Below are 18,102 nucleotides of genomic sequence, written 5' to 3' on the forward strand. Positions count from 1 at the left end.
AAGTATAAATCCCCTCTCAATCGGCGATGATGGTAACAACTACATACTAGGAGGGGAGTCTGTTGAAGACAGGCACATTACGGCAAATTTTATTAATCACCGATGGATGTTCAAACTATGGCGAAGATCCCATTGCGATGGCCGCCTTGGCAAAAGAACAAGGAATTACGGTCAACGTCATTGGAGTCATGGAACAAGATGTAATTGATGACCAAGGTATGCAAGAAATTGAAGGGATTGCCCTTTCAGGAGGCGGTGTAAGCCAAGTTGTTTATGCGCAACAGCTGTCACAAACGGTCCAAATGGTGACTCGAAAAGCTATGACCCAAACATTGCAAGGAGTGGTGAATAGGGAATTAAAACAAATTTTAGGTAACAACGTGACGATGGAAGAGCTTCCTCCAGAAAAGAGAGGAGAAGTGATGGAAATCGTGGATGAATTAGGGGAAACTGTCGATTTAGAAGTGTTGATTCTTGTCGATACAAGCGCCAGTATGAAACATAAGCTCCCAACGGTGAAAGAGGCCTTATTAGACCTTTCGTTAAGCTTAAATGCCCGAACGGGAGATAATCGGTACGCCGTGTTTGTATTTCCTGGGAAAAAAGATGTCGAAAAATTGCTAGATTGGACGCCAAAGCTCGAAGCATTGACAAGTATCTTTCCAAAATTAACGACAGGTGGAATCACACCTACTGGTCCTGCTATTAAAGAAGCACTTTCCCATTTCAAGAAAAAACGCTCGTTAAGGGGACTATTGACGAACGATGATGAACAATATTTCGAAGAATCCATTTAAGTTTTCACGGGGGACGGTGGTCTCTGGTAAGTGGCACCATAACAAATATACGATTGTAAAAGAGCTAGGGTTTGGAGCCAATGGGACAGTTTATTTAGCTCAAAGTTCTTTCGGTTATGTCGCTTTAAAGATGAGTAATGATCACATGACGGTGACATCAGAAGTTAACGTGTTGAAAGCTTTTTCCAAGGTCCAGGGGTCAGCCCTCGGACCTTCTTTATTAGATGTCGATGATTGGCAAAGAATAACGGGGATGATTCCATTTTATGTAATGGAATATATTCAAGGTGAGGATTTATTAACGTTTATTCAGAAAAAAGGAACAGCGTGGATTCCTGTACTTCTCAGTCAATTGTTAAGAGATTTAGAACGTTTACATAAAGAAGGATGGGTATTTGGCGATATTAAGCCAGAGAACTTAATCGTTACGCAGCCTTCTAATCGCATTCGTTGTATCGATGTGGGGGGAACGACACCTATCGGTAGAGCCGTGAAAGAATTTACGGAATTTTTTGATAGAGGTTATTGGGGGTATGGAACTCGTAAAGCAGAGCCATCCTATGATTTGTTTAGTGTAGCCATGGTCATAGTGAATATCGCTTACCCGCGACGGTTTCAAAAACAAGGGGATGGAAAAAACCAATTGCTACATGTCATAAAACAAAGCCCGACATTGCAACCATATCGCTTCATCATCTTCAAAGCCCTTCATGGTCAATATCGTTCAGCAGAAGATATGCGTCGGGATATACTAACTCTTGTTGTATCTAACCAACAACCGAAGGGGACAGCAAGACGAGCAGCTTCTAGAAAACAGCCGGCTTCCGTATCAATCCAATCTGTACGAGTAAAAAAGACCAATCAAGGTGGATGGTTGGAATCTTTTCTCGTATTGACGTTAGTTAGTGTATTGTACGCCCTTTACATTTTTCAACAGCTCTTATAAATGATGAAGTGACCTTTGGTGAATTGGACAGAATCATGGTACTATAATGTAAAAAAATAAAGATTAAGTGAGTTGGTCAAGCGAGAATATGTTACACTATGAGCAAAAAGTATCTTTCTTTATTAAGCGACATCAATTGATTCAGTCTGGCGATCACCTCTTAGTTGCTGTATCGGGTGGACCGGATTCCTTATCCCTTCTTCATTACATATGGATGCATCGTGAAAAGTACAGTGTTCAAGTAGCGGTAGCTCATGTTGATCACATGTTACGTGGAGATGAATCATACAGGGAGCTTCAGTTTGTGCAACAATTTTGTAAAGAACGGGACATTCGTTTCTTTTCTCGACGAATTAACATTCAAGAAAAAATGAATGTTGAACGAATGTCGTTACAAGAGACGGCCCGATTATACCGCTACAAGTTTTTCCAAGAGATTATGGAAACGGGGAATTACAACAAATTAGTTCTCGGACATCATGGGGACGACCAAGTCGAAACGATTTTAATGCGTCTGACAAGGGGAAGTTCTTCCCGTGGTCGAGCAGGTATACCAGTGAAACGACCGTTTTACCATGGGGAAATCATTCGTCCATTATTATGTTTATCGAAAACTGAAATCGAAGAGTATTGCTCGTTTTATAAACTAAACCCACGTCGAGATCTGAGTAATGACAAAGATTCGTATACGCGAAATCGATTTCGCCATCACCTTCTCCCATTTTTAAAACAGGAGAACGAGCGAGTTCATGAGCATTTTCAACGGTTTAGTGAAGAATTGAGGGAAGATGAGGCGCTTTTACAGGAATTGACGATTGAAAAAATGAATAAGATATGGAAAAAAGATAAGGGAAAAGTGATCCTGTCTATTTCTCCATTTCTTCAACTCCCACCGTCTTTACAAAGAAGGGGGATTCATCTAATATTAAACTATCTTTATAAGGAAACGCCTTCTTCCTTATCTTCCATACATATCGACTCATTCATGCAACTGTTACAAAGTCCTCATCCATCCGGGAAGCTTGATTTTCCCCAAGGCTTAAAAATTTTACGCTCGTATCAACAATGCATTTTTCAATATGAGCCGTTTGCCACGCAACCGTTTCAGTTGGAATTAAATGTAGGTGAATCGGTGCGATTAGCCAATGGAATGGAATTTTCTTTAAACAAAAAAACGAATCCATTACCAGAAAAGAATGCTAATGTTATGTATCTTCATCCAGACGATGTATCCTTACCTCTTATCATACGTTCAAGACAAAATGGGGATAAAATCGTTTTAAAAGGAACGGGTGGAACCAAAAAGGTGAAAGACATTTTTATCGATGAAAAAATTCCACGATACGAGCGGGATCAGTGGCCGATTGTAACGGATCAAACCGGGAAGATATTATGGATACCTGGAATCAAACGCTCTAAGTTTGAAGCCATGAATTTTGAATCAAACTCATATTATATTTTACACTATAAAAAGTAATCATCTTCTAGGGGGCATACATGGACATGAAACAAGATATTCAAAAGATTTTAATTACAGAGGAAGAAATTCAGGAGAAGATTAAGGAATTAGCAGCACAATTGACAGAAGAGTACCGTGATAAGTTTCCACTTGCGATTGGTGTTCTCAAAGGGGCTATGCCATTTATGGCCGATTTATTAAAGCGTATGGATACGTACTTAGAAATGGACTTTATGGACGTGTCTAGTTACGGTAATTCTACCGTTTCTTCTGGAGAAGTGAAGATTATAAAAGACTTAGATACATCTGTAGAAGGCCGAGACATTTTAATTATTGAGGATATTATCGATAGTGGGTTAACACTTAGCTATCTAGTTGAACTATTCCGTTATCGTAAAGCCAAATCCATTAAAATTGTTACTCTTTTAGATAAGCCATCTGGTCGAAAAGCGAACATTGAAGCAGATTATGTTGGTTTTATTGTTCCAGATGAATTTGTGGTGGGCTACGGTTTAGATTATGCAGAACGTTATCGTAATTTACCATATATTGGTGTGTTAAAGCCGGAAGTATATAAAAAATAATCATGGACGAGCGCTTTCTTACGGATGGATGAGACATTGTATTGTAAGAAGTGTAATTTGTTGTAATCCCATGATTTTCTATGATACTATTTAGTATAGTCTGTGTGTAATGTGGGAGGAGGTAAGGGATGAATCGGATCTTCCGTAATACAATATTTTATTTACTTATATTCCTGGTTATTATCGGAGTAGTTGGCTACTTCAATAATAGCAATGAAGCAACACAAAAACTCACATATAATCAGTTTGTTGAACAGCTTGAGAAAAATAACGTGAAGTCCTTTTCGATGCAGCCGTCAAACGGCGTTTATGAAATTAGAGGCGAATTGAAAAGTTCAAACGACAATAAATATTTTTTAACATATGTTTTTAACAGTGATAGAGCGCTTGATCGTATTGATGAAGTTGCCCAACAAGCGAATGTTGAGGTGGAAGTATTAGAAGCGGAACAAACAAGTGGATGGGTCTCCTTCTTTACGACCATCATTCCATTTGTCATTCTCTTTATTCTATTCTTCTTCCTTTTAAACCAAGCTCAAGGCGGCGGTAGCCGTGTTATGAACTTTGGTAAGAGTAAGGCGAAACTTTATAATGAAGACAAAAAACGCGTACGCTTTAAAGATGTCGCAGGAGCGGACGAAGAAAAACAAGAGCTGGAAGAAGTTGTAGAGTTCTTGAAGGACCCTCGAAAATTCGCTGAGCTAGGTGCTCGTATTCCAAAAGGTGTCCTCCTTGTCGGACCTCCCGGAACCGGTAAAACATTGCTTGCACGTGCTGTTGCGGGTGAAGCTGGCGTTCCGTTCTTCTCCATTAGTGGATCCGATTTCGTTGAAATGTTTGTCGGTGTCGGTGCTTCGCGTGTTCGTGATTTGTTTGAACAGGCAAAGAAAAACGCTCCATGTATTATTTTCATTGACGAAATCGATGCGGTAGGGCGTCAACGTGGTGCCGGTCTTGGTGGTGGCCATGATGAACGTGAACAAACGTTAAACCAATTGCTAGTTGAAATGGATGGATTTAGTGCTAACGAAGGGATTATTATTATCGCTGCAACGAACCGTCCAGATATTCTTGACCCAGCGTTATTACGTCCTGGCCGCTTTGACCGTCAAATTACGGTTGATCGCCCTGACGTAACAGGACGTGAAGCGGTGCTTAGAGTACATGCTCGAAATAAACCGTTAGATGAATCGGTTGATTTAAAAGCTATTGCGATGAGAACTCCTGGTTTTTCTGGTGCCGATCTTGAAAACTTACTAAATGAGGCGGCATTAGTTGCTGCTCGGCAAAATAAAAAGAAAATCGATATGTCTGATATCGATGAAGCAACGGATCGTGTCATCGCAGGTCCAGCGAAGAAAAGTCGCGTTATCTCTGAAAAAGAGCGGAAGATTGTCGCCTTTCACGAAGCAGGACATACGATTATCGGTCTTGTATTAGATGAAGCGGAAATGGTCCATAAGGTAACGATTGTTCCTCGTGGTCAAGCGGGTGGATATGCGGTTATGTTACCGAAAGAAGATCGTTACTTTATGACAAAACCGGAGCTTTTAGATAAAATTACAGGGCTATTAGGTGGTCGTGTTGCTGAAGAAATTGTGTTTGGTGAAGTATCTACAGGCGCGCATAACGACTTCCAACGTGCAACTAATATCGCTCGTCGTATGGTAACGGAATTTGGAATGAGTGAAAAATTAGGACCATTACAATTCGGGCAATCTCAAGGACAAGTATTCCTTGGTCGTGATTTGCATTCCGAACAAAACTATTCGGATGCGATTGCCTATGAAATTGACCTAGAGATTCAACGAATCATTAAAGAATGTTATGAACGCGCGAAGAAAATTTTACAAGAAAACCGCGATAAACTAGATCTTCTAGCAAACACTTTATTAGAAGTAGAAACGTTAGATGCTGAACAAATTAAACACCTTTACGAGAAAGGAACGCTGCCGAAACGAGAGAAGTACTCTTATTCGGATGAAACTAAAGAAAACGTAAGGGTAAACATTCAAAAAAAGATTGAAAATGATCAACAACCTTCAGAAGAAGAGGAAACGATCGATCATAAAGAATCAAATGAGCCTACACATCCAGAGGATGGTCAGAAAGGATAATAAACGTAAAGAGGGGCACCGTATGTACAAACGGTGTCTCTTTTTGTGTGAACGGAAAAAACATTGTATTCCCTTCAACGATGTAATTTATGGTATGATGATGGCAGTGTGAAATAACTAAGGATAAAGTGGTGAGAGAGTTGATTTTGGTTGTAGACGTCGGGAATACCAATATTGTGTTAGGGGTATATGATGGTGATGAACTTAAATATCATTGGCGAGTAGAGACGAATCGTCATAAAACAGAAGACGAGTACGGGATGTTGTTAAAATCGCTATTTGACCATGTCGGTTTAACGTTTCAACATATTGATGGAATTATTATTTCATCCGTTGTACCACCGATCATGTTTGCGTTAGAACGAATGTGTGAAAAATATTTTGGAATTGACCCACTCATTGTTGGACCGGGTATTAAGACCGGATTAAATATTAAATATGATAACCCTCGAGAAGTAGGTGCAGACCGAATCGTCAATGCGGTAGCAGCCATCCATGAATATGGAAGCCCTTTGATTATTGTTGATTTTGGGACGGCGACAACCTACTGTTACATTAATGAAGAGAAACAGTATATGGGAGGGGCTATAGCTCCTGGAATTAATATTTCCACAGAAGCATTATATTCTAAAGCGGCGAAATTACCGCGGATTGAAATTGCCCGTCCGGATCATATTGTAGGGAAAAATACGGTAGCTGCAATGCAGGCAGGGATTTTATATGGCTATGTAGGTCAAGTTGAAGGAATTGTTAAACGAATGAAAGAGCAGAGTTCAAAAGAGCCTGTCGTTATTGCAACCGGTGGCTTAGCCCCGTTAATTGCGAAAGAATCAGATATTATCGATATTGTTGATCCGTTTTTAACATTAAAAGGGTTACGACTCATTTATAAACGAAATAGGAAATAAACAAAAAGGGTGAAACTGATGAACGATTATTTAATTAAAGCACTTGCATACGATGGCCAAGTTCGAGCGTATGCGGTACGAACAACAAAAACAGTTGGTGAAGCTCAACGGAGACATCAAACATGGCCAACAGCTTCTGCTGCATTGGGTCGAGCAATGACAGCGGGAGTAATGATGGGAGCGATGTTGAAAGGGGATAGTAAATTAACAATTAAAATTGAAGGACGTGGCCCTATCGGTGTCATTTTAGTAGACAGCAATGCGAAAGGGGAAGTTCGTGGATATGTCACGAATCCGCAAACGCATTTTGATTTAAACGAGCATGGAAAATTAGATGTTCGTCGCGCCGTTGGGACAGAAGGAACTTTAACCGTTGTAAAAGACCTTGGCATGAAAGAATATTTTACTGGCCAAGTCCCACTTGTTTCTGGAGAATTAGGAGAAGATTTTACGTATTACTTTGCTTCTTCAGAACAAGTTCCGTCATCCGTTGGTGTAGGTGTATTAGTCAACCCGGATAATACGATTTTAGCGGCGGGTGGATTTATTATTCAGTTAATGCCAGGTACGTCTGATGACGTGATTACCGAAATTGAACAACGACTGCAATCGATTCCACCGGTGTCCAAGCTCATTGAACAAGGGTTAACACCGGAACAATTACTTGAAGAATTGTTAGGAAAAGGAAATGTAAAAGTGCTCGAACAAATGCCAGTTTCATTTACTTGCCAATGTTCGAAAGAACGTTTTGCCGATGCCATTGTTGGCTTAGGGAAAAAGGAAATTGAAGAGATGATACAAGAAGATGGTCAAGCGGAAGTCCAGTGTCACTTCTGTAATGAAACGTATCATTTCTCAAAAGAAGAACTAGAACAATTAAAAGAAGAAGCAAAATAAACTTTGAGTGGGAGAGGGCAAAGTTGAGGAATCAACGACTTTGGCTTTTAATTGCTGTATTATTATTATCGAATTGTTTAACAGTTGCTTATTTTGTAACGAAAGATGAAAAAGTAAGTCAACAGCCGGTAAAAGAGATGAAAAAGGAAGTTGTTGCAAAAGTGGGAGATGACGTCATTTATCGAAGCGACTGGCTTTTCGCAATGGAAAAGCGATATGGTGTTGACGTATTAAAAGAGTTAGTCAATGAGAAAGTTATCGAACAAGTGGCTGCTAAATACGGCGTCTCAGTGACCGATGAGGAAATCGAACGGGAATTGACGATGATTCAATCCATTTATAATCCATATGAGCAAGAAACAGCGTTCGATGAAGAGACGCTTAAAAGTCAAATCAAAACAACGTTGTTGTTAGAAAAACTGATGATTAAAGATGTCAATATTCCAGAAGAACAATTAAAAGCATTTTATGAGGATAATAAAGAGTTATACGAAATTCCGGAAACGTATCATATTTCACATATCGTTGTAAAAACAAATGAAGAAGCACTTGAAGTGAAAAAGGAATTGGAAGAAGGCTCTAGCTTTTCCGCTTTAGCGATGGAGCGATCCATCGATTCGTTAACAGCTAGTCGCGGAGGAGAAGTCGGTTATATTTCTAAGTATCACCCACATATCGATCCGGCTTATTTAGAAGCAATCGAAAAGATGAACGTAGGGGAAATTAGTGATCCTGTTCCGTATGAAGAGGGATATGCGATCATTTTATTACAAGAGAAAAACGAAGGTAAATCTTTTACGTATGATGAAGTTAAAGAACAAATTAAGAGACAAATGGCCTTACAACAATCAGAAGTTACTTTTACCCCAGAAAGCTTTTGGGAAGAAGTAGGCGTTGAGTGGTTTTATGGTGAATAAACGTACGGACGAACATGTTCGTACGTTTATTCATATCTATCAAAAAAATACCAATCATATTAATTGACAATTCAAAATATACTTGTTACTTTCATGATAAAACCAATATCTTTACTAGGAATTTTTTAACGAAAATCACATAATTATAGCTATGAGGTGATGGAAATGGTGCGTGTAGCCAACTCTATTGCAGAGTTAGTTGGGGAAACCCCTGTTGTCAAACTGAATCGGATTACAGATAAAACATGCGCGGATGTGTACTTAAAACTTGAGTACATGAACCCAGGGAGCAGTGTAAAAGACCGGATTGCGCTATCGATGATTGAAGCGGCAGAGAAAGAAGGAAAACTGAAGCCTGGAGTAAAAATTGTCGAACCGACGAGCGGAAACACGGGAATTGGTTTGGCTATGATTGCGGCAGCAAAAGGATATCAAACAGTGTTAGTTATGCCAGATACGATGAGTTTAGAACGTCGAAATTTATTGCGTGCGTTCGGAGCGGAATTAGTCCTAACTCCAGGAGCAGAAGGTATGAAAGGGGCAATTAAAAAAGCGGAAGAGTTGGCTCAGCAAGAAGGATATTTTATGCCTCAACAATTTAAAAATGAAGCGAATCCTGAAATTCATCGTCAAACAACTGGTAAAGAAATTGTTCAACAAATGGGTGATCAACTCGACGCGTTTGTAGCTGGTATTGGAACCGGAGGAACAATTACTGGCGCTGGGGAAGTATTGAAGGAAACGTATCCAAACATTCAAATCTTTGCGGTTGAACCAGCAGATTCACCTGTATTATCAGGTGGTAAACCAGGACCTCATAAAATTCAGGGGATTGGTGCTGGATTTGTTCCAGACATTTTAAATACAGAGATTTATAATGAAATTATTCAAGTGAAAACAGAAGATGCGTTTGAATGGGCAAGAAAAGCAGCAAGAGAGGAAGGAATATTAGGCGGCATTTCTTCTGGAGCGGCCATTTATGCAGCGATCCAAGTAGCGAAAAAACTTGGTCCTGGAAAAAAAGTATTGGCGATTATTCCAAGTAATGGCGAAAGATATTTAAGTACGCCACTATATCAATTTGAAGACTAAAAACCATCATCCTCTTTTGAACTGAACAGAAAGGTTCTGTTCCGTTACAAAAGGGGTTTTTTTATGAATGGCTATGTTATATTTCATTGTTGATTTTTAGTAAGTTGTTTAGGCTGCGACTTCCAGCGGGAGCAGCAGGCCAAGCAAGACCCTTACTTGAGCGTAGCGAGGGAAGCGGCTTGCGGCTTGCCCTCGGAAAGTGTCCGCCTGTAGCGAAATGAATAATATCAACCGTATCGTTTAACAGACATTCATGCCAATTGCCATCGGCACACCGATGAATGAAATAACAGTAAAAGTTATCCACAGTTATTTTAGGGTAGAGCCTTATGAATAGGAAATGGGCTTAAAAGTGGAGAATTGACATGTGCTGTTTTTTTCTTATTTAGAAGTTTGTGGACTTCATGTATGATGGAAGCAAGGAAACTTTGAAGGAGTGACATCTAGTGAGTCGACGTACCCTTTTTTATAAAAAAATGCCGTATACGAAAGAACGGTTTTTTGCTGTTTATCAAGCATTAACAAAAGCAAAGCCCCATCACGTCCTTTTAGAAAGTGGCCGTGGGGGACGATTCAGTATTGCCGGAATCGATCCATTTGCGATTGTTGTAGGAAAAGAAAACGGTGTGGAAATAAACAAAAACGGCTCGTCTTTTTTTATGGAAGGAAAGCCGTTACGGGCGATGGAACAATGGATGAGCCAATTTACGATGCCGAAACGAGAAGATTTACCGCCGTTTCAAGGGGGAGCGATCGGTTATATCAGTTATGATTATGCTCGATACATCGAAAAGTTGCCGTCGCTAGCTCAAGATGATTTACAGCTTCCAACTATTTATTTTCTCGTTTTTGACGAATGGTACATTTTTGATCACGAAAAAGAAGAGTTGTGGCTCCTGGCTTGGAAAGAAGAACATGTTTCTGAAACCGGTGTGTTACAACAAATGACGGACATGTGGTCGATAAGAATGTCACACCAAGAAGAGAAAGAAGTGGCACCTAATCATGAAGTAACTGTGGCCCCGATGTCAGTGTCGATGAGTGAGGAGCAATTTATTAAAGCAGTTGACAAAGTTCGTCATTATATCTCTCAAGGGGATGTGTTCCAAGTGAACTTGTCCGTCCGTCAATCGAAACCACTTTCTGTCCCAGCGATGAGGGTGTACGAAAAATTACGTAAGCTAAATCCATCTCCGTATATGGGTTATTTTCATACACCGGAGTTTCAATTCGTATCAGGCTCACCGGAATTGTTAATTAAAAAAGATGGCCGCTATGTAAGTACACGTCCGATTGCCGGAACCCGTTCCCGCGGAAAAAATGAGGAAGAAGATTTACAATTGGCGAATGAACTTATCGAAAATGAAAAAGAACGTGCCGAGCATGTGATGCTTGTCGATTTAGAGCGAAACGACTTAGGTCGTGTATGCGAATACGGCTCTGTGGAAGTTAATGAATTTATGGTCATTGAAAAGTATTCGCATGTGATGCATATTGTGTCCAATGTTCGCGGAATCTTATCACAAGAGAAAAATGGATATGATCTCATTGAAGCAGTGTTCCCTGGTGGAACGATTACCGGTGCCCCAAAGGTGCGGACGATGGAAATTATCGAAGAGCTCGAACCGGTTCGGCGAGGAGTGTATACCGGTTCGATTGGCTGGATTGGCTTTAATGGAGATTTGGAGTTGAACATCGTTATTCGAACAATGGTTGTAAAAGACGGATTGGCCCATGTTCAAGCCGGAGCTGGCGTGGTCATTGACTCCAATCCGAAATACGAATATAAAGAATCGCTAAAAAAGGCGAAAGCGTTATGGAATGCTAAAGAACTCGCGGAAGAAGGGGGATATGATAATGATATTAATGATTGATAATTACGACTCATTTACGTATAACTTAGTTCAATATTTAGGTGAACTTGGTGAAACGTTAGTCGTCAAAAGAAACGATGAAATCACCATTCAACAAATTGAAGAGTTACAGCCAGATTTTTTAATGATTTCTCCAGGACCATGTAGTCCGAATGAAGCGGGAATTAGCATGGAAGCGATTCGTCATTTCGCCGGAAAAATACCAATATTTGGAGTTTGTCTTGGTCACCAATCGATTGCACAAGTGTTTGGCGGGGACGTTGTACAAGCTGACCGACTCATGCACGGAAAAACCTCTTCCATCTATCATGACGGGAAGACGATTTTTACGAACTTACCTAATCCGTTTGTAGCAACTAGATACCATTCGTTAATTGTAAAAAGAGAAACGCTGCCAGATTGCTTTGAAGTGACCGCTTGGACAGAAGAAAACGAAATTATGGGAATTCGTCATAAAGAGTTTCCGATTGAAGGGGTTCAATTTCATCCAGAGTCCATTATGACGACAGAAGGAAAGCGATTGTTACGCAATTTTATTAAACATTACAAAAATGAACTCGTTCGTTAATGTAGGGGTTGGAAGATGTATATTTACATGAATGGTCAAGTGATACCAAAAGAGGAAGCGAAAATTTCTCCGTTTGACCACGGCTTTTTATATGGATTAGGTGTCTTTGAAACATTTCGAACGTATGACGGGCATCCTTTTTTGCTCGATGACCATTTAGATCGGCTACAAAAGGGGTTGCAACAACTTCAAATTGAGTTATCCATTCAACGCACGGATGTCGCTCAAATGTTAAAGGAACTGTACGAAAAAAATGGATGGAAAAATGCGTATTGTCGCTTAAATGTGTCAGCCGGAAATGGAGAGATCGGACTACAAGTATCACCTTACACCTGTCCGAATGTCATTTTGTTTCAAAAACCCCTTCCACCTATTGGAGCAAGTTCGGAAAAAAGCATTCAATTTTTACAATTACGCCGGAATACACCCGAAACTAACGAACGATTAAAATCCCACCATTATTTAAATAATGTGGCTGCGAAACGGGAAATTGGTGAACAAGCTTCTGTTGAAGGGGTTTTTTTAACCGAACAAGGGTGGGTAGCGGAAGGCATTGTGTCAAACGTGTTTTGGGTAAAAGATGACATCGTCTATACTCCGGCGATAGAGACAGGGATTTTAAATGGCGTTACGCGTCAATTGGTATTACGAATTCTTAGGAAAGCAGCCATCGACGTGGTGGAAGGGTTGTTTACGAAAGAAGCCTTACTAGATGCCGATGAAATATTTTTAACGAACTCCATTCAAGAGGTCGTACCCGTTCATCGATGTGAAGACCGTGATTTACCTGGTCGTACTGGAAAAATAACTTTATTTTTATCTAATGAATACCGAAAATACACACACTTTTTATGGAGTCAACGTGAGCTGTAAGGAGGGAAGTACATGAAGCAAGTGATTCAATGCAAAAATTACACGCTTGATTATTCAAATAAAACGTTAATTATGGGGATTTTAAACGTTACCCCGGATTCTTTTTCGGATGGAGGTCATTATACAACTATCGAAAAAGCGGTCGAGCATGCGAAACAATTAGTGGAAGATGGAGCGGATATCATTGATATCGGCGGTGAATCGACACGGCCAGGACATGAGCCCGTTCCGTTGGAAGAAGAATTACGGCGAGTGATTCCAGTTGTAGAAGCAGTTTCAAAGGCCGTGGATGTACCCATTTCCATTGATACGTATAAAGCGGAGACAGCCAAACAAGCGATTGAAGCTGGTGCTCATATTATTAACGATGTGTGGGGAGCGAAAAAAGAACCGGAGATCGCCAAAGTGGCAGCAGAATACGGCGTCCCTATTATATTAATGCATAATCGTATAAATCGTGATTATTCATCATTTATACGAGATGTCATCCAAGATGTCTATGAAAGTATTTTTATTGCCAAACAAGCGGGGGTAACGGATGAACAAATTATTTTAGATCCTGGAATTGGTTTTGCGAAAGACGTTAAGCAAAATATCGAAATGATGCAGCACCTAGATGTTCTCGTTTCTTTAGGCTATCCGGTATTACTCGGTACATCTCGGAAGTCGATGATTGGGAAAATTTTAGATTTACCAGTCAACGAACGCGTAGAAGGGACAGGGGCTACAGTTTGTTATGGGATTCAAAAAGGGTGTCAAATCGTTCGTGTCCATGACGTAAAAGAAATAAGCCGAATGACCAAAATGATGGATGTCCTTGTTGGAAAGTGTGAATTCAATGGATAAAATTTTTATTCAAGAGATGGAGTTTTACGGTTATCACGGTGTTTATGAGGAAGAGAACCGGTTAGGTCAACGGTTCCGTGTTAGTGTGACGCTTTTTCTTAATTTACAAAAAGCCGGTCTGACCGATGAATTACAGCATTCCGTCAACTACGCTGAAGTTTACATGCTATGTAAAAATATTGTGGAAGGTAAGCCGTTTAAGTTGATTGAATCTGTTGCGGAAACGATTGCTTCCTCTATTTTAGAAACGTTCCCATTAGTAAAAGAAGTAACGGTCACGTTCGTAAAACCAGATCCTCCTATTCCTGGTCATTATCAATCCGTCGGGGTAGAGATTACGAGAGGAAGATTTGATGAGTAACGTTGCTTATTTATCGTTAGGCTCAAACCTAGGGAATCGGTTAGAATTTTTACGGAAAGCGATCCAATTATTACATGAACATCCACAAATTCGTGTAGTGGATGTATCTTCGGTGTATGAAACGGACCCAGTAGGATATATCGAACAGGACAGGTTTTTAAATATGGCAGTAAAAATAGAAACTACTTTATCTCCTGAACAACTGTTGGATACCTGCTTAGAGATTGAAAAAAGCTTAGGTCGGGTACGAGAAGTGAAGTGGGGGCCTCGGACCATCGACCTTGACATTTTATTGTATAATGATGACAATAGGAAAACAGAGAAGCTTATAGTTCCTCATCCTCGACTACAAGATAGAGCGTTTGTGTTAATACCTCTATTGGAAATAGATCGTTCGTTACAACATCCAACGTTTCAACAACCGCTACAACAGATGTTGGACGAATTAAAGGACAGAAAAGGAGTTCGACTATGGAAGCCGAAAAATGGGGAAGACGTATTCGCGCATTTAGAAAATTAAAAGGGTATACCCAAGAAGGGCTAGCGAAAGAAATAGGTGTATCTGTTTCTGTACTAGGAGAGGTCGAAAGGGGATATCGTATCCCTTCCGACGATTTAGTGATGAAAATCGCTTCGTATTTGAATGTATCTGTTGATGAATTGTCACCGACGGACGAAGATGAGACTTCGAACTAAAGGAGGTATCGTGATGTTAAAAATTGGCGATATTCAAATGAAGAACCAAGTCGTCCTTGCGCCAATGGCTGGGGTATGTAACTCCGCTTTCCGTTTGACGGTAAAAGAGTTTGGAGCAGGACTTGTGTATGCCGAAATGGTTAGCGATAAAGGAATTATTTTTAAAAATGAAAAAACGTTAAGTATGTTGTATATCGACGAGCGGGAAAAGCCGATGAGTCTGCAAATATTTGGTGGAGAAAAAGAGACGCTCGTGGAGGCGGCTAAGTTTGTTGATAAGAATACGAATGCCGATATAATCGATATTAATATGGGTTGTCCGGTACCAAAGATTACGAAATGCGATGCGGGGGCAAAATGGCTACTCGATCCAAATAAAATTTACGAAATGGTCGCTGCGGTTGTAGATGCGGTCGAGAAACCAGTTACGGTCAAAATGCGCATGGGTTGGGACGAAGAGCATATTTATGCGGTAGAAAATGCCCAAGCGGTAGAACGTGCGGGGGGTCAAGCAGTTGCTTTACACGGTCGAACTCGTGTCCAAATGTATGAAGGAAAGGCTAACTGGGACATCATTCGCGAGGTTAAACAAGCGGTGAACATTCCGGTTATAGGTAACGGAGATGTCCAAACACCACAAGATGCCAAACGTATGTTAGATGAAACTGGTTGTGACGGTGTTATGATTGGTCGTGCGGCCTTAGGAAATCCATGGATCATTTATCGTACGGTGAAATATTTAGAAACAGGAGAATTAATTGGTGAGCCTTCTGTCCGTGAAAAAATTGATGTATGTAAGCTTCATCTCGACCGCTTAATTGGTCTAAAGGGCGAAGAAATTGCTGTTCGTGAAATGAGAAAACATGCTTCTTGGTACTTAAAAGGTATTCGTGGAAATGCGAAAGCACGGAAAGCAATTAATGAATGTAACACTCGAGAGGAGTTAGTTCGTCTATTAGATCAATTAGTAGAGGAAGTAGAAGCTCGCGAAGCCATCCAACAGATTAGTTAATATACGTCGTATTTCCCTATTTTTCGTATAGTTGTTTCCTAAATGTGAAATAAATATGCTAGAAAGTTGATAACTGCCAGTGAGAAGCTGGCAGTTTTTTATACAAATTAAACAAAAAAAGTGTTAGGATAATTAAAGATTTATTCTTTTAACATCGTCTGTACGTAATAACTAAATAACGTATATTGGAGTGAGAAAACATGAGTTTTGAAGAATTAAACGATCAACTACGTGTAAGACGAGAAAAAATGAACCAATTGCGTGAGCAAGGTATCGATCCATTTGGTAAACGCTTTGAGCGCACACATAGTGCCCAAGAGCTAAAAGACTTATACGGAGAATTAACAAAAGAAGAGCTTGAGGAAAAAAATGTAGAAGTCACGATTGCTGGCCGTATAATGACTAAACGCGGAAAAGGAAAAGCTGGATTTGCACACATTCAAGATTTAACTGGTCAAATCCAAATTTATGTACGTAAAGATGCTGTTGGTGAAGACAGTTATACCATTTTTGATTCAGCAGATCTTGGCGATATTGTTGGTATTACTGGTACTGTATTTAAAACCAAAGTCGGAGAACTTTCGGTTAAAGCGAAACAATTTGAACTTTTAACAAAATCACTACGTCCACTTCCTGATAAATTCCACGGTTTAAAAGATGTGGAGCAACGTTATCGTCAGCGTTATCTTGATTTAATCATGAATCCGGAAAGCAAACAAACGTTTATTATGCGAAGCAAAATTATTCAAGCGATGCGCCGTTATTTAGATGAACAAGGTTTCTTGGAAGTAGAAACACCAATGATGCACGCAATTGCAGGAGGAGCGGCAGCCCGTCCGTTCATTACTCATCATAACGCGCTTGATATGCCACTTTATATGCGTATCGCCATTGAACTTCACCTTAAACGTCTAATTGTTGGTGGACTAGAAAAAGTGTATGAAATCGGACGTGTATTCCGTAACGAAGGGATTTCTACACGCCACAATCCTGAGTTCACGATGATTGAGTTGTACCAAGCGTATGCTGACTATCGAGATATTATGAAGCTAACTGAAAACTTAATCGCTCATATTGCAAAAGAAGTGCTTGGCACAACGACTGTTCAATATGGGGAACATACGGTTAATCTAGAACCAGAATGGCGTCGTCTACATATGGTAGATGCTATTAAAGAATACACTGGTGTAGACTTCTGGCAACAGATGTCTGACGAAGAAGCCCGTCAGCTCGCAAAAGAACACGGTGTTGAAATCAAAGAAAATATGGAATTCGGTCATATTGTAAATGAATTCTTCGAGCAAAAAGTAGAAGACAAATTGATTCAACCGACATTTATTTATGGCCATCCGGTAGAAATTTCACCATTAGCAAAGAAAAACGATGAAGATCCACGTTTTACAGATCGTTTTGAGCTCTTTATCGTTGGACGTGAACATGCGAACGCGTTCACAGAGTTAAACGATCCAATCGACCAAAAAGAGCGCTTTGAAGCCCAATTAAAAGAGCGTGAAGCAGGAAACGACGAAGCACACATGATGGATGAAGACTTTATAGAAGCACTTGAATACGGAATGCCGCCAACAGGTGGTTTAGGTATCGGTGTGGATCGTCTGGTTATGCTATTAACAAATTCTCCATCTATTCGTGATGTCTTATTATTCCCGCTTATGCGTCATCGTGACTAATCGAAGAAAAAAGGGGATGTCTACGAAAGGTAGAGCATCCCCTTAATTATTTTTTAATTGAAGTGTTTTTGTTTTCTAAAATATAATAAATTCACGTTCATATTATCTATAGTGAAACCTAATAAAATCCCATGATTACAGTATTTTTCTTACATCTTTCAATAACTGACTATCAGGAAAAATTTTTTATTAAAAAAATATAAAAATACTATTGCATCCTTTTTTGAAAGGTGCTATATTAATACTCGTTGCTACGATGTAACAAAGCAACGAACAAAAAAATAAAAAAAGTTGTTGACACAACGGATCGAATGTTATATATTATAAAAGTCGCTGTCAAAAAGGCGGTGGCAATTGATCCTTGAAAACTAAACAAAACGAAGCGTCAATGTCAATGAATTTGAGTCTTTCTATCAAACTTTTTCGGAGAGTTTGATCCTGGCTCAGGACGAACGCTGGCGGCGTGC

At 39.9% G+C, this 18,102-nt stretch carries 18 protein-coding genes; all 18 read left to right on the forward strand.

Annotation, left to right across the window (positions count from 1 at the left end; genetic code table 11):
- The first annotated feature begins 62 nt into the window (after nucleotides 1–62).
- Entirely contained in the window at nucleotides 63–797 is a 735-nt protein-coding gene (locus tag H0Z31_12910; GenBank protein MBO8178341.1) for a VWA domain-containing protein, read from the forward strand.
- A complete protein-coding gene (locus H0Z31_12915) occupies nucleotides 766–1,743 on the forward strand; it encodes a protein kinase family protein (protein MBO8178342.1) in 978 nt (325 codons plus the stop codon). The genes H0Z31_12910 and H0Z31_12915 overlap by 32 nt, the downstream gene beginning before the upstream one ends.
- A gap of 88 nt (nucleotides 1,744–1,831) precedes the next feature.
- Nucleotides 1,832–3,220 (forward strand): tRNA lysidine(34) synthetase TilS, encoded by a 1,389-nt coding sequence (tilS, locus tag H0Z31_12920; GenBank protein MBO8178343.1) that lies wholly within the window; start codon nucleotides 1,832–1,834, stop codon nucleotides 3,218–3,220.
- Between the two features lie 26 nt (nucleotides 3,221–3,246).
- Nucleotides 3,247–3,786 (forward strand): hypoxanthine phosphoribosyltransferase, encoded by a 540-nt coding sequence (gene hpt / locus H0Z31_12925; protein MBO8178344.1) that lies wholly within the window; start codon nucleotides 3,247–3,249, stop codon nucleotides 3,784–3,786.
- A 128-nt stretch (nucleotides 3,787–3,914) separates the two neighbouring features.
- On the forward strand, nucleotides 3,915–5,903 hold the full coding sequence (locus tag H0Z31_12930) for an ATP-dependent metallopeptidase FtsH/Yme1/Tma family protein (GenBank protein MBO8178345.1): 1,989 nt from the start codon (nucleotides 3,915–3,917) through the stop codon (nucleotides 5,901–5,903).
- Between the two features lie 140 nt (nucleotides 5,904–6,043).
- Nucleotides 6,044–6,811 carry a type III pantothenate kinase gene (locus tag H0Z31_12935; protein MBO8178346.1) on the forward strand — a complete coding sequence of 256 codons (768 nt, stop codon included), beginning with the start codon at nucleotides 6,044–6,046 and terminating at the stop codon, nucleotides 6,809–6,811.
- Between the two features lie 18 nt (nucleotides 6,812–6,829).
- Nucleotides 6,830–7,708 (forward strand): Hsp33 family molecular chaperone HslO, encoded by an 879-nt coding sequence (hslO, locus tag H0Z31_12940; protein MBO8178347.1) that lies wholly within the window; start codon nucleotides 6,830–6,832, stop codon nucleotides 7,706–7,708.
- Nucleotides 7,709–7,731: 23 nt separating this feature from the next.
- Nucleotides 7,732–8,625 carry a peptidyl-prolyl cis-trans isomerase gene (locus tag H0Z31_12945; GenBank protein ID MBO8178348.1) on the forward strand — a complete coding sequence of 298 codons (894 nt, stop codon included), beginning with the start codon at nucleotides 7,732–7,734 and terminating at the stop codon, nucleotides 8,623–8,625.
- A 165-nt stretch (nucleotides 8,626–8,790) separates the two neighbouring features.
- Nucleotides 8,791–9,717 carry a cysteine synthase A gene (gene cysK / locus H0Z31_12950; protein ID MBO8178349.1) on the forward strand — a complete coding sequence of 309 codons (927 nt, stop codon included), beginning with the start codon at nucleotides 8,791–8,793 and terminating at the stop codon, nucleotides 9,715–9,717.
- Between the two features lie 476 nt (nucleotides 9,718–10,193).
- Nucleotides 10,194–11,591, forward strand: a complete 1,398-nt coding sequence (locus tag H0Z31_12955; protein ID MBO8178350.1) for an anthranilate synthase component I family protein — start codon at nucleotides 10,194–10,196, stop codon at nucleotides 11,589–11,591.
- On the forward strand, nucleotides 11,575–12,159 hold the full coding sequence (gene pabA / locus H0Z31_12960) for an aminodeoxychorismate/anthranilate synthase component II (protein MBO8178351.1): 585 nt from the start codon (nucleotides 11,575–11,577) through the stop codon (nucleotides 12,157–12,159). Before H0Z31_12955 ends, pabA begins: the two co-directional genes overlap by 17 nt.
- Nucleotides 12,160–12,174: 15 nt before the next feature.
- Nucleotides 12,175–13,032, forward strand: a complete 858-nt coding sequence (gene pabC, locus H0Z31_12965) for an aminodeoxychorismate lyase (GenBank protein ID MBO8178352.1) — start codon at nucleotides 12,175–12,177, stop codon at nucleotides 13,030–13,032.
- Nucleotides 13,033–13,044: 12 nt separating this feature from the next.
- Nucleotides 13,045–13,878 (forward strand): dihydropteroate synthase, encoded by an 834-nt coding sequence (gene folP, locus H0Z31_12970; GenBank protein MBO8178353.1) that lies wholly within the window; start codon nucleotides 13,045–13,047, stop codon nucleotides 13,876–13,878.
- Nucleotides 13,871–14,239, forward strand: a complete 369-nt coding sequence (gene folB / locus H0Z31_12975; GenBank protein ID MBO8178354.1) for a dihydroneopterin aldolase — start codon at nucleotides 13,871–13,873, stop codon at nucleotides 14,237–14,239. Before folP ends, folB begins: the two co-directional genes overlap by 8 nt.
- Nucleotides 14,232–14,759 (forward strand): 2-amino-4-hydroxy-6-hydroxymethyldihydropteridine diphosphokinase, encoded by a 528-nt coding sequence (folK, locus tag H0Z31_12980; protein ID MBO8178355.1) that lies wholly within the window; start codon nucleotides 14,232–14,234, stop codon nucleotides 14,757–14,759. The genes folB and folK overlap by 8 nt, the downstream gene beginning before the upstream one ends.
- Nucleotides 14,711–14,935, forward strand: a complete 225-nt coding sequence (locus H0Z31_12985; protein ID MBO8178356.1) for a helix-turn-helix transcriptional regulator — start codon at nucleotides 14,711–14,713, stop codon at nucleotides 14,933–14,935. Before folK ends, H0Z31_12985 begins: the two co-directional genes overlap by 49 nt.
- A gap of 13 nt (nucleotides 14,936–14,948) precedes the next feature.
- On the forward strand, nucleotides 14,949–15,947 hold the full coding sequence (gene dusB / locus H0Z31_12990) for a tRNA dihydrouridine synthase DusB (protein ID MBO8178357.1): 999 nt from the start codon (nucleotides 14,949–14,951) through the stop codon (nucleotides 15,945–15,947).
- Between the two features lie 200 nt (nucleotides 15,948–16,147).
- Nucleotides 16,148–17,635, forward strand: coding sequence for a lysine--tRNA ligase (gene lysS, locus H0Z31_12995; GenBank protein MBO8178358.1), 1,488 nt, complete (start codon nucleotides 16,148–16,150; stop codon nucleotides 17,633–17,635).
- Nucleotides 17,636–18,102: the final 467 nt, after the last annotated feature.

The sequence above is a fragment of the Bacillus sp. (in: firmicutes) genome (assembly GCA_017656295.1).
Lineage (GTDB): Bacteria > Bacillota > Bacilli > Bacillales > JACDOC01 > JACDOC01.